This is a genomic window from Dyadobacter ginsengisoli DSM 21015 (assembly GCF_059568735.1).
The window spans coordinates 503171-517024 of record NZ_JCANTY010000001.1; the positions used below are offsets into that span (position 1 = coordinate 503171).

Here is a 13854-nt window from a genome sequence, read left to right on the forward strand (position 1 = left end):
GGGTGGGGGCTCAGGCCCCTGCTTTCCGACTTTTGACGCGCATTCAATGAAAGTAATATAAATGGTTCACCTTGATGTACATATCTATGCTCAAACCTTTCCCGATTCCGCGCCTAAGCCTCGTCCCGTCAATCCGCTGGTCTCTTAAACTGATCACAGTGGCCGCCCTTGCTGCATTCACAATGCAGGACACCGTCACCAAACCCGATGAAAGCCGCTTCACGCCGGTTGTCCTCGCTGATAACCTCGACGAACCCATGGCCTTCGAGGTGTTGCCCGACGGCAGCTCCTACATTATCGAGCGGAAGGGTGCTTTGAAAAAATTCAACCCGTCGACGAAAACAACGGAATTAATCACGACAATCCCGGTCAATACAAAATACACCAGCAAGGAAGGGGTTTCACGCGAGGCGGAAGAGGGGCTGATGGGTATCACGCTGGACCCGGGTTTTGCAAAAAACCACTGGATATACCTTTATTACGCCCATCCGACCGAGAAAAAACACGTACTGGCCCGCTGGGATATAGTAGACGACCAACTGGTGGAAAGTTCCAAGAAGGTGATGCTCGAGGTAACCACCCAGCGTGAGGTGTGCTGCCATACCGGCGGCGGTATGACCTGGGACAAAGCGGGTAACCTCTACCTGACCGTGGGTAACAATACCGGTAACGACCGCGCCGCGCAAACCGACGAACGCCCGGGCCGTGAGAGCTGGGATGACCAGGGCCACGCGGGTAATACCAATGACTTACGCGGCAAGATCCTCCGTATCCATCCGGAGCCAAATGGCACGTACACGATTCCGGAAGGTAACCTCTATCCGAAAGGCACTGCAAAAACCCGTCCGGAAATCTATTCGATGGGGCACCGCAACCCCTGGCGCATTTCAGTCGACAGCAAGACGGGCTATCTCTATTGGGGTGAAGTGGGACCGGATGCCAATGAGGATTCCGAAATCGGTCCGCGCGGTTATGACGAATTGAACCAGGCGCGCAAACCGGGCAATTTCGGCTGGCCCTGGTTTGTAGGGAACGACCAGGCCTTCCCGGTTTTTGACTATGGCAATAATAAGCCGGGGGAAAAGAAAGATCCCAAAAGTCTGATCAATACTTCGCCGAACAATACCGGTTTGAAAGAGCTGTTCCCGACTGCGCCAAGCTTTATTTATTACCCTTATGGTGTGTCCGAAAAATTCCCGCTCGTCGGCTCCGGCTCGCGCAGTGCAACGGGTGGACCTGTTTACCACCGTTCGGATTTCAAAAACCCGAAACGTCCGTGGCCGGATTATTACGAAAACAAATGGATCGCTGCCGACTTCTCGCGCGGCTGGATCATGGCCATTACCATGAATGCGCAGGGCGATTACGAGTCGATGGAGCGCGTGCTGCCTGGCTATCACCCCGTTCAACCGATCGATATTAAGTTCGGGCCGGATGGTGATTTGTATATCCTTGAATACGGGAGCAACTGGTTCCGTAAAAGTGATAATTCGCGACTGGTGCGGATTGAGTACAATGGTGGCAACCGCAAACCCGTAGTAGCAGCCGCGGCAGAAAAAAAAGGCGGGCAAGTGCCGTTTGAAACAGTTCTGTCGTCCAAAGGAACAAAGGATTTTGATGGAGATGCATTGAAATATAGCTGGAAAGTGACCAGCCCCGGTATTGCTCCCAGGATTTTTACTACGCAGAATCCATCTGTAAAATTCGATAAACCCGGCGTCTACACCGCGACCCTGACGGTAACCGATACCAAAGGCGCAGCCAATAGCCAGTCGGTACGCATTATCGCGGGTAACGAGCCGCCCAAAGTAGCCATTAAACTGGATGGTAACAACACCTTTTTCTTCCCGAAAAAACCCGTTGATTATGCCGTGGGCATTTCTGACAAAGAGGACGGCAGCACTGCTGACGGTAAGATCAAGGCCGATCAGGTGGCCGTCAGTATCGATTACACCTCGGAAGGTTTCGACTATGCCGAGGTAGCTCAGAGCCAGCGCAGTGTCGACGCGACCACGCAGTTTGCGGTTGCGCAGACATTAATGGGTAAAAGCGACTGCAAGGTTTGCCACCAGCCCGTTACCAAGTCGGTGGGGCCCGCTTTTGCGGATATTTCCAATAAATATAAAGGCGATCCCGGCGCATTGGGTAAACTCGTTAAAAAAGTGCTTGAAGGCGGCTCGGGGGTATGGGGCGAGGTGGCAATGGCTGCCCACCCTGCATTACCCGTCGCCGATGCGGAAGTGATCGTCAGGTACATTCTGAACAGCACTGAAAAAACACTGTCAACGCTGCCGTTACAGGGGCAATACACCCCGCAGATCCCGAAAGCCGACAATGGAAAAGGTTCTGTGATCATCCGTGCAGCTTATACCGACCGTCCTGTGGGAACCACAAAAGCAGTTCCGGCACAAACTACCGAGGAAATGATCGTGCTCCGTAGCCCGGACCTTAATGCAGCCGAAGCACCCATTACCAAAGGTGTCGAAACAAAAGCATTAGGCGTGGCGGGCTTGGGTTTCAGCGTGGTAGCATTTGAAAACAGCTACATCGCATTCCCGGCGATTGATCTCACCGGCATCGATTCCCTGGAATTGAATGCAGCCGCGCAGCAGCGTGAGGGAAGCGTAGGCGGCACCATCGAGATCAGACTTGACTCACCAACCGGCGCATTAATCGGTCAGCAAAAAGTATCGGTTGCGAAGCCTGTGGATATGACCAAAGTAATGGCCGAATTGGAGAATGGGAAAAAGGAAGCAGCTCCTGCGGCGGGAGGTTCATCGACTGTAAGCTCTGCTCCGGCGAAAGCGCCTGCTGCTCCGCCACGAAGCCGTTTCGCGACGCCACCCGTACGCATTGCTGTTCAAACCACCTCCGGAAAACATGACATCTACCTGGTATTCCGTAACACGGACGCGAAACCGATTGAGCCGCTGATGTCGTTTTCCAAAATCAAGTTTAAAAACAAACCTTAATCCATTGAAATAATGAGTGATAGTATAAAAAGAAGAGACTTTCTTGCCCGGGCAGGAGCACTGGCTGCCGGTTCATTGATATTGCCGTCGCTGGCGGAAGCCGCACGGCAGGCGGGCATTACCCTGGCGGCAAGGCCCGCTGGTATCCAGCTTTTTACGGTGTTTGAAAAAATGAATACCGACCCGAAAGGCACTTTGGAACAGATTGCGAAGATCGGGTATAAAGAAATCGAATCTGCATTCAGCACGCGGGGTAAATACTATGGTTATGAGCCGAAGGAGTTCAAGGCGCTCGTGGAAGGGCTTGGAATGACCTGGCGCGCACACCACGCGTTGGGCGCTCCGTTCAAAATGCCGGCCGGACGCAAGATGCCGTTGGGTTCCGACGGTAAGCCCATTACTATCCCGCCCATGCTCAATCTGCGCGACAATTATCAGCAACTGATCGACGACGCAGCTTCGGCCGGGCTGAGCTACCTCGTGTGCGCAAGTACGCCTGTGAGCACAACAGACGAGATTAAGAATTCCATTGAAGTTTTCCAAAAAACCGGTGAAGCCGCGAAAAAGGCGGGCATTAGCTTTGCCTACCATAACCACGCCACGGAGTTCGATCCCGTGGATGGCGGCAAGACGCCGTATGAACTGGTTCTGTCCCAAACGGATAAGAATCTCGTGAAAATGGAGCTCGACCTCGCCTGGGCAACGAAAGCGAAAAAAGACCCGGTTGCATTGTTCAAGGAGCATCCGGGCCGTTTTCCGCTTTGGCATGTGAAGGATATAAAAAGCGATTTGTCAACCATTACGGCGGTTGGAACCGGCGTGGTAGAGTTTAAGCGTATTTTCGAAGCGGCTGAGATCGCGGGCCTGAAATATTTCTTTGTAGAATATGACCTGGCACCCGGAATGGAAACGGTAGAAACCTGCTTCAAAAACCTGCAAAAAATACTGCCCTGATCCGTGCAGACTGGTTGTTGAAGGCACGCGCCTATACACCACATCGCCCCGGTCAGCGGCTTCTTGTCGCGAGCCGGGGCGTATTTTGTGATACCACACGGGTTCTTTTTCCATGTATGTCAAAAAAGCGGATCTCCCGTATGTCGTCACCCATTTCCACTGCTCGTTCCTGCTGCGAAAGGTAGCCTGCTCCATAGTAAAATTCTTTTTTAGCGACCTTCCCCTTTTTGAAATGAATTTCAGCGCCGATTTCGGCTGCCAGCGGACGGACTATGTTCGCTTTGGGGGCGCCGGCCAGTGAAAATACCCGTAAGCTGTCGGCATTGGAAGGCGCCACCATCAACGCGCGACCGTCCCGGTCATACAACGAACCGAGCCCGCGGGTTGCCCCGGATAGGAAAAGACCGCTCCGACTGGCCGGAACTGAGTTGAAGCTCAGTTTGCCGTCTCCTTTGAGCAAGAGCCCCAACGAAGCATCCATTGATCCGAAAACCACTTCGTTGGAAAATGAATTGCCGGTGAGGAGGATGTCCATGTGGCCATCGCCGTCCACATCGGCCACCAGGATGCCGTACACACAGGAGAACTGGGCTTCTATGGGCAGCGCCCGCACGGCGAATTGTCCGTTGCCTTTATTTTCCAGGATACAGCTCCGGAAAGTTTCGGTGGTAAAGTGTTTGGCATGGGTAATAAGCCCGCTGTCGAAAACATCGCCCAGCCTGGCCCGGCTGTATGGTTCGTAGGTATTGAAACGTTTTTTCAGAATGGGCATGGAGCGAAAAAGGTCGTCGCGGTAAGCCATTGGAAATGCCTTTTGCTCGCCCGACTGATCCAACACGTACTGGGTCGTAAGGGGTTTTTGCTTTCCGTTGCCTGCGAAATCTCCATGATACAATTCTAATGGTTTGTTTTTCAGAGGTCTGTAATCGACATTGTCGCCCATGTTACCCAGGATGTAGTCGGTATCGCCATCGTTGTCGAGGTCGGCGGGGTAAATGCTGCTCCACCAGCCATTCATATTCAGGATACCGACAGCGCTTGTTATGTTGACGAGCTTGCCGTTTTTGTTCTGGAAAAAAAGCGGCGACATCCATTCCCCCGCGACAATGAGATCAATCCAACCGTCATTATTGAAATCGGACCAGACAGCCGCATTGATCATACCCGGTAATGCCAGCTCCGGTGCCCGTTCGCTTGTCACGTCTTTAAAATGGCCGTTTTCGTTTAGCAAAAGGTAGCTCCGTGGCGCCGCAGGGTAGTTGCCCGGTACCAGGGCTCCTGCCCGGAAAAGGTCGAGATCGCCGTCCCGGTCAAAGTCGGCCGCGACGACAGAGCTGCCGCTGGAAGTCGTTACAGGCAATGCATTTGTCTGACGGTTGAAATGGCCTTTCCCGTCATTGGTATAAAGTCTGTCCGCGTAACCGGAAAGATCATTCTTAAAATCGCTTCCGCCGCTGACCACGTACAGGTCCTGGTCGCCGTCATTGTCGGTATCCAGAAACAACGCACCGGTATCTTCGAATCGGGCGTCATCGTTATTGATTGCCCTGGATTCGAATGTGCCTTTGGCGGTTTGGGTAAATAGCGTACCGGGAATCCCGGCCGCTCCGCCGATGAAGAAATCGGCCCCGTTCCGGTTGTCCGCATCACCAATGGCGATACCCGGCCCTTTTTTCGAATACATGGAAAGCAGCAGCGGTTCGTCGATGAAGTCGTTGAAATCATTTTCGAAATGCCGCCAACGGATGTCGTAAGCGCTGTTTGCCTGTGTAAAAAGCGGTGCAGGGGTATGCTGGACTATTTTTGTCTCCGTCGCTTTCACATATTCCAATGTCAGACGCTGGTTGGTCCTGATCGATTTCAACACCTGCGATTTGCCATCCGGCCACACGACTTTCAAGGAATCGATGACATCGTTTTGGCCCAAACCGATGTGCAAAGGCCCGTTCATGCTGGACAGATAGCCTTTGACCGGCGAAAAATAGCTGTACACCTGTTGCTTGCCGAAATAGGCTGTCACTGCAGTACCTACACCTGCCGGGTTTCTTTCACTTCCCTTGAAAATACATTGCAGGTAATGCGGAGAGTGTTCGGCTGCATTTGCGGTGTTTTCAAAAACAAATGCATTTTCATTGATATTATTCACCACCAGGTCCAGGTCGCCGTCATTGTCGAGGTCCGCATAAGCCGCACCATTGGAATAAGAATCATATTCCAGTCCCCAGGGTTTAGTAGCATTTGCAAAGGCCAGGTTGCCCTGGTTTTGGTACATGTAGTTGGATAGTTTTACGCCTTTCAGAACATCCAGCAGATCTTTGGTGCGGTTAGCGCGCACCGCGTCAGTCCCGAACATATTGGCGTCGGTGTTATAGGCCAGGAAGTCGAGGTCGGTGATGTTTTTGGCAAAACCATTGGTAATGTAGGCATCGCGGAGGCCGTCGTTATCGTAATCGGCCAGGAGCACGCCCCAGCTCCAGTCGGTGGCGTGCATGCCGGTGAGCTGGGCGATGTCGGAGAAGAATGTGGTGCCTGCCGCATTGGTGCCCTGGTTCAGTTGCAGGGTATTGCGCATGAATTCGTCCACGTAACCCGCACGCTGGCGCATGAAATGTTTTTCGTAGTCGGCTTTCGCGATCATGGTTTTACGTCGCTCGTTGGTTTCGGGCAGCATATCCATTACCATGATGTCGGGCCGGGCGTCGTTGTTGATGTCCTCGATGTCCACACCCATGCCATTATAGGTTTGGTGGGGCATGCTTTCGCGGGCGGCTTCCCGGAAAGTCTTGTTTTGCTGGTTGAAGAGCAGCTGGTCGTTGGGCATAAAATCATTCGCCGCGTAAATATCCGGCCATCCGTCGCCGTTGAGGTCACCCACGGCCACGCCGAGGCCATAACCTTCCTGTATGACGCCCGCCTGAGCGGACACGTTGCGGTAATGCGGGTGCCCCAGCGTATCGCCTACATTCTCGTACAATTTATCGGTCGTGCGCCCGCGGGTAATGGGGTAGGAGGCAGGTTGGATAAAGGTTTTCTCCACATTATCGACGTCGTTGGTAAGCAGGTACATGTCCAGGTCACCGTCGCGGTCGTAGTCCAGAAAGGCCGATTGTACGCAGTAGGAACTGTCGTTAAGTCCGTATTCTGCCGCCTGTTCGCGGAATGAGAGATTTTTTTGGTTGATATAAAGTAGATTATGGTGTTTGGCGGCAAGTCCGGGCCCGGCTACATTCAGGTAAATGTCCGTGAAGCCATCGTGATTGATATCCACCAGCGATACGCCCATGATCCAGTCTTTGGTTGTTACTCCTGCCTTTTCGGTAACGTCCTCAAACTCCATATTGCCCTTGTTGAGATAGAGTTTGGAGGATACCATATTCCCTGTAAAAAACACGTCCTGCAAGCCGTCGTTGTTGAAATCGGCGATACCTACGCCACCGCCATTGTAGCAGTAGTAATAGCTAAGGATATTCACTGAGTCGCTCTCGGTAACGGTGTTGTTAAAAAGAATCCCAGTCTGGTTGGCAGGGAGTTTTTTGAACAATGCGGGGCCACTGCGGTCGCAGGCAGGGAGCAACAGCGTGATGAACAGGGCAAGAATGCCGGACAGACAGTTTTTTAGCATTGGAATGAAAATAGGAAAATGCAATGGTGCATGTATATCGCGAGCGGAACAAAAATGGTTGATCGCCTCTGTACGAACGTATTTTTATACAAGTCTTTCGGTGGGCAGTACCGTTGCGTGGAAAGCGCCGCCCACCGAAAGACTGTTCACCTATTAATAACCCTCATTTTGATTCAACTTCGGATTGGCACCGATGTCATTGATCGGGATCGGCAGGTATTCGTGTTTGCCTTTTACGAATACAGCCCCGCTGTTGGAGCGGTATTCAGGGTGTGCCTTGAAATGCTCGGCCATATTTCCCCAGCGCAGGAGATCGAACACCCGGTCGCCTTCCAGCGACAGTTCCAATACCCTTTCGTCCCGCACGGCGTCACGGAAAGCCGCCTGGCTCAGGCCTGCGGGAATGTCGGGCATTCCTGCACGTGCCCGTACACGGTTGATCGCCGCGTATGCCGCCGCGTTCGGGCCCGATGCTTCGTTGATCGCTTCGGCGTACATCAGCAGCACATCGGCAAGACGGATCATCCGGCGGTTGTTGTTCGGGTACCCCCATGAACCAGGTACACTCGCACTTTCCCGGTCGAAATTCAGGTATTTGCGCACCCAGAAATTGTTGAGGTTAGCGCCCGTCATGACTTTGGAAAAATCATCCTTGTAAACCTTGGCACCCGGGTAATTCCAGATAATGGTCGCATAAGCACGTGGGTCGATCTTGCCGTCTTTGGTTTTTTGCTTCATAAACAGGTCATACACCCATTTGTTGACCGACACGCTACCCTGGCTGGTGTAACCTGCCGGCGCGACGTCCGACTCCCAGCCCTGGCCACGCAACGGGTTGGCCGTGCCGCTGGTGCCCCAGTTGCCATTCGGGGTGCTCTGGTATTGCAGTTCCCATATCGACTCGGTGTTGTTGTTGGTAGCGGCCATGAAATTGTCCTGGTAGTTGGCGACCAGACTGTACAGATTGGGCTTGTCGACGATCTTTTTAAACTCCGCCGCGGCACCCGTCCAGTCTTTGTTGAAAAGCAACGCCTTGCCGAGCAATGCGGTAGCTGCTCCCCAGGTCGCCCGCCCGATGTCCTTCGGATCGACGGTTTCGGGTAATGCAGCCTGCGCAGCCTTCGCATCATTGATGATCGATGCCCACACATCCGCTTGCGGGGCCTGGTCTATGAACAGGTCATCGAGCGTTTCAATGGGTTTGGTGATCAATGGAATATGGCCCCACATGTTGAGCAGGTAGAAATGTGCCAACGCACGCAGGAACGAGGCTTCGCCGAGGATCTGCTTTTTACGGGTTTCGTCCATGCCGATGTCGGGCACATAGAAAAGTACCGCGTTGGCTCTGGCTACGATGGCATTCAGCTCGGTCCAGCCCTCATTCACACGCCCGTCGCTGCTGACGGTGGAGAACGTGCCGGGGTCGTTGACGGCCGGAAACGGGAACGGGTTCACATCGTCACCCCGGTGGATGGTGAGCAATGCCCCAAGCATCCGGCCCCATCCCTGGATAGTCGTAAGTGGCCCGTAACAGGCTACCAGCCCTTTTTCGGCGTCGTCGGCTGTTTTCCAGAAGCTCTGTACGCTCAGGTTATTGGGGTTGGTGAGGTCGAGGTCCTTCTTGTTGCAATTGACCATCACCAGCACCATGATCATAAACAGGGAGACCGGGTTCAATGCCCTGGTCCATTTCGTGTTTTGGAATATCGGTTTCATAGTGAGCATTTTAGAAAGTTAGATCCACACCAACACTGACCAGCTTGGCATTGGGATAAGCCTGGATGTCGACACCGTTGCTGAAAAGCCCGCTCTGGTAAGCCGTGCTGCTGTTGCGCCCGATTTCAGGATCGTAGCCACTGTATTTAGTGAATGTCAGGATGTTCTGTGCGCTGATATAGAAGCGGGCGGCGCTGATCTTGGCCGCCTGGAGGACGGATTGCGGCAGTGAATAGCCGATCGTGATGTTTTTGAGACGTAGGTAAGAACCGTCTTCGACATAGAAGGATGAAGACCGTTTGTTGTTCGCCGGATCCGTTTGGGTCACGCGGGGAATGTCGGTATTCGTGTTTTGTGGCGTCCAGGCCCGGAGCACGTCGGGGAACTTGTTGCTGCCATAATCCAGAATATGCTGGAACCGTTTCGCATTCCAGATCTTATTGCCGCTCACACCCTGGAAGAACAGGCTGATGTCGAAATTTTTCCAGGAGCCGTTACCGGAAACGCCGTAGTTGAATTTCGGGAACGGACTGCCGAGCCAGCCCTGCGTTTTGCTGAATTTGAAATCACCCGCCCTTGCCTCAGGACGACCGTCGTCGATCGCTTCCTGAGTACTTTGATAAATACCCAACACTTCATATCCCCAGAAACTGCCCACAGGCTGGCCCACATCCGTACGCGTGGCCGTGAGGGATTGCTGGGTGAAGCCGCCGCCGGTAATAGGCGTCACCCCGTCGCCCAGGCTCACGACCCGGTTGCGGATACTCGTGAACGAGCCCGTGAGGCTGTACTTGAAGCCGTCTTTCGAGCTTGCGGCGCGGTTGTAGGTCACTGCTACCTCAAACCCGCGGTTGTTGATCGTCGCGGCATTCTTTGTCAGGGTACTGCCTGCGCCCCCGTAAATCGGGATCGGGATGTTGGCGAGAATATCGAAGGATTTTTTATTGAAATAATCCGCCGTGATATTGATCGCATTGTTCAAAAGGCTTACATCGGCGCCGAAATCGGTGGTTTTGGTTGACTCCCATCTGATGTCCGGATTGGAGAAGTTGGTCAGGCCGATCCCCGGCTGCACGCCGCCCGCGAAATAATAGTCGGTGTTCACATTCAGGACCGAGGAGGTTAGGTAGTTCGAGATATTCTGGGAGCCGAGTGTTCCATAACTTCCGCGTAATTTAACGTCGCTTACCACGGCACCTTTCGGGAAAAATGCTTCTTCGCTCACCCGCCATCCCAGCGAGAAGGAAGGGAATGTGGCGAACGTATTTTTGGGATACAAAAACTTGGAAGAACCATCACGGCGGATGGTCGCGCTCAGCAGGTATTTCGATTTGTAATTGTAATTCAACCTGCCCAGCACCGATTGCAATGCAAACTCCTGCAAGTCGCCCGTTGTATTCACGTTCCGGTTCAAAGCCGCATTGACCACGCTTAGTCCGTCGGAGGGGAAATCCGTGGCACCTGCCCCGAGGCTCCGGGCTGTACCGGTTTGTGATGTGTAACCGGCCAGCAGCTCGAAGTTATGGTCGCCGAAGGATCTGTTGTAGGTCAAAGTATGCTCGATCAGCGTCGTGAGGTTGCGGATAATGTTCTCGCGCAGGTCGGCCTGGTCGTTGAATGCCTCGATGGACCCGCTGAAAAAGAAAGCCGGCGTGAATTCATAGGAATGGTTGACACCATAGTCGAGCCCCACATTCATTTTGTATTTCAAACCTTTGAGGATTTCATATTCGAGGCCGACATTACCAAGTACCTGGTCATTGGTGTAGAGATTATTGTTCAGCTTGGCAGCACCGTACCAGTTCACCACCCGAGATACACCTGCAAAAGCGGGTTCAAGACCCCCAAAGCCACCTTTTTTACTCGCATCGTACACCGGCATCGTCGGCAGCTCGCCGGTTTCCCTGCCGAAATAGGTATTAGGGTTGTTCACGCTCCGGGAAGCGGAAAGCGATTCCGTGAATTTGAACCTGCCTTTGGTGAAAGTAGAGTTGGCCCGCAGGTTATAGCGTTTGAAACGGGAATCCACCACTATACCTTTCTGATCAAAATACTGTCCAGAAATAAAGAATTTCGCGTTCTTGCCGCCGCCGGAAAGGCTTAGGTTATAGTCGGTAAGCGGTGCCGAGCCGATGGAAAGGTCCTGCCAGTCGGTATTGATCGCCGGATTGAACTGCGCGTCGTTACCGGGTGCGCGTGGCAATCCGTCGTTGTCGTGCGCGAGGTTGTTCCAATCGGCATACTGGCGCGCATCCAGGAATTTCAGTTTTTTGGTCGGCGTCTGGATACCTGCTTTCACATTCAGGCTGATTTTGATATCGCCCGAAGTCCCGGACTTGGTCGTGATCAGCACCACGCCGTTGGCTGCGCGGCTTCCGTAAATGGCGGCTGCCGAAGCGTCTTTCAGTACTTCGATGGATTCGATATCATTCGGATTAACGAAGCCCATCGAGTTCGTGATCATACCGTCGACGACGTAAAGCGGCTGGTCGTTCCCGAAGGTACCCGTGCCTCGTATCACGACGGCCGGTGCCTGCCCCGGCGCGCTGCCGCCATTCTGCACCACCACACCCGCCATCCGGCCCAGCAAAAGGCTGGACGCATCGCCGGCGCTTACGGCTTTGAGTTCGCTGCCTTTGACACTGCCGACGGCCCCGGTAATATCCGCCTTTTTCTGACTACCGTAGCCCACGACCACGATCTCGTTCAATGACTTGTCTTCCACTGCCAGTTCCACAGTGATCTGGGAGCGGCCGCCGATGGTCTCTTCGAGCGTCTGGTAGCCCACGAAACTGAAAACAAGCACAGAATCCTGCGGCTGGACGTCGAGGGTAAACTCGCCTTTTTCGTTGGTGACCGTACCGCGCTGGGTACCTTTGATCACAATGCTCACGCCCGGAAGCACTCCGCCGTCGCGCTCCCTGACCTGACCGCGTACGTCACGGGCAGCCTCCGCCTTGGAAACGCTGCCGAGCGCCGCGACCAGGATCAGGAAAAAAGTAAAAAGATTTCTCATAGGTTTGGGAAAGAGTTGTAATCGATTTATGTGTATTTTCATAATTTTTAATTGATTTATTCAATTCAAAAAATAGACGTGAAAATCCCACCTGCCATCCGTCGCTGGATGGACCCTATTGTAGTCGGGAACCTCGGGCAGTCGCCCTGCTGGTCCGCTTAATTACAGGCTGAAAAGTTTTTGTGTATCATCATAGGCATCGGGAACGGGGTTTAGATTTAGTAATTGTTTCTGGGGATCGTCGGCATCGCCACGACGTCCTCGGAGGTTTCCAGGACCAGCACGCGGGGCAATGTCCGGCCGTTTTCCAAGGTCAGTTTCAGGATGCCGTTCCGGATATCCGGTTGCAGGCTTTTCCCGTCATCCAGGTAGGTGGCCCGGATTATTTTCAGTTTCTGAGGGATCGGCAGGGTGAGCGCGGTGAGGTCTTTGTTCAGGATGTGGATGAAAATGTTTTTGCCTTTGCGGGTGGAAACGAAATCGGCAGTAGGCTCGTAAGGACCGCCACGGGTGCCATAAACCGCATTTCCGTTGCGTTTCATCCATTCACCCATTTGCAGCAGCATGTCGGTCTGGCGTTGCTCGAACCGGCCGTCGGGCATGGGACCTACATTATACAGCAGGTTACCGCCGCCACCGGCAGTGCGGATCAGCGTTTCGAGGCTGGTTTCGAGCGGTTTCATCTGATCGTTCGGTTTCCATGCCCATTGGTTGCAGATCGTCATGCAGGTTTCCCAGGCATTGTCCACATCATAGGTGCCGATACGTTGCTCCGGCGTGCCATAATCGCCCGCGTAAATGTGCTGATTGGCGTGGCGCTGTTCTTCAATTCCCTGAAAACCCTTGTCGATCCGGTCATTGATGATCAGGTCTTTTTTGAGCGTGTGCAGGTAAGCGTAAAGTTCCATGCCCATTTCGTGGGTGAAGCATTCTTCCCAGCTGCCGTCGAACCAGAGTACTTTCGGATCATAGTTGGTGATGATCTCTTTCAGCTGATCGCGCATGTATTGCAGGTACCGGGGCATGACCGACTCGGCAACCGGCCGCGGGTCGCCGCCATATCGGGTAGCATAGTCGGGATGGTGCCAGTCGGCGATGGAGTAGTAGATGCCGAAATCCACATCGTACTTTTTACAGGCGTTGGCCAGCGCTTTCACGACGTCCTTTTTGTAGGGTGTCGACATGATGTCGTATTCCGTGAATTTGGAATCCCAGAGACAAAAGCCGTCGTGGTGTTTGGCCGTGATGATGAAGTATTTTACGCCTGCTTCCCGGGCGGTTTTGATCCACTGGTCGGCGTCGAACAGGAGTGGGTTGAATTCCTTGTAGAGGTTGTCATAGTCGGAGATGGGTACAGCCTTACCGCGTGACCAGCCGATTTCAGTACCGCGCAATGTGACTGGCCCCCAATGCAGGAACATACCGAACTTGTTGTAGCGAAAGCGGGCCAGCGCCTGCGGATCGGGGTGCAGGTTCGGGTTGGCTTCACCGCCGCCACGCAGCTGCGCCTGGCCGCTGAACGCGGCAAATAACAACCATAGGGAACAGATTATGAATTTTAACTGATTCATTAC

At 53.5% G+C, this 13854-nt stretch carries 6 protein-coding genes; 2 read left to right on the plus strand and 4 right to left on the minus strand.

From position 1 onward, the window contains the following. Nucleotides 1–74 precede the first annotated feature (74 nt). Both BP71_RS01620 and BP71_RS01625 read left to right on the plus strand, forming a co-directional pair. The gene (locus tag BP71_RS01620; RefSeq protein ID WP_496375906.1) at nucleotides 75–2972 is read left to right on the plus strand and encodes a PQQ-dependent sugar dehydrogenase; all 2898 of its coding nucleotides are present in this window, start codon (nucleotides 75–77) and stop codon (nucleotides 2970–2972) included. Nucleotides 2973–2984: 12 nt separating this feature from the next. Then, on the plus strand, nucleotides 2985–3926 hold the full coding sequence (locus BP71_RS01625; RefSeq protein WP_496375908.1) for a sugar phosphate isomerase/epimerase family protein: 942 nt from the start codon (nucleotides 2985–2987) through the stop codon (nucleotides 3924–3926). A 52-nt stretch (nucleotides 3927–3978) separates the two neighbouring features. On the opposite strand, the gene BP71_RS01630 is transcribed toward BP71_RS01625, so the two are convergent. The 4 genes from BP71_RS01630 to BP71_RS01645 form a co-directional block, all read right to left on the minus strand. Next, entirely contained in the window at nucleotides 3979–7548 is a 3570-nt protein-coding gene (locus tag BP71_RS01630; RefSeq protein ID WP_496375910.1) for a VCBS repeat-containing protein, read from the minus strand. A gap of 153 nt (nucleotides 7549–7701) precedes the next feature. Next, nucleotides 7702–9264, minus strand: coding sequence for a RagB/SusD family nutrient uptake outer membrane protein (locus BP71_RS01635; protein WP_496375912.1), 1563 nt, complete (start codon nucleotides 9262–9264; stop codon nucleotides 7702–7704). A gap of 10 nt (nucleotides 9265–9274) precedes the next feature. Further along, nucleotides 9275–12280 (minus strand): SusC/RagA family TonB-linked outer membrane protein, encoded by a 3006-nt coding sequence (locus BP71_RS01640; protein ID WP_496375914.1) that lies wholly within the window; start codon nucleotides 12278–12280, stop codon nucleotides 9275–9277. 218 nt (nucleotides 12281–12498) lie between these two features. After that, on the minus strand, nucleotides 12499–13851 hold the full coding sequence (locus BP71_RS01645) for an alpha-L-fucosidase (RefSeq protein ID WP_496375916.1): 1353 nt from the start codon (nucleotides 13849–13851) through the stop codon (nucleotides 12499–12501). Nucleotides 13852–13854 lie beyond the last annotated feature (3 nt).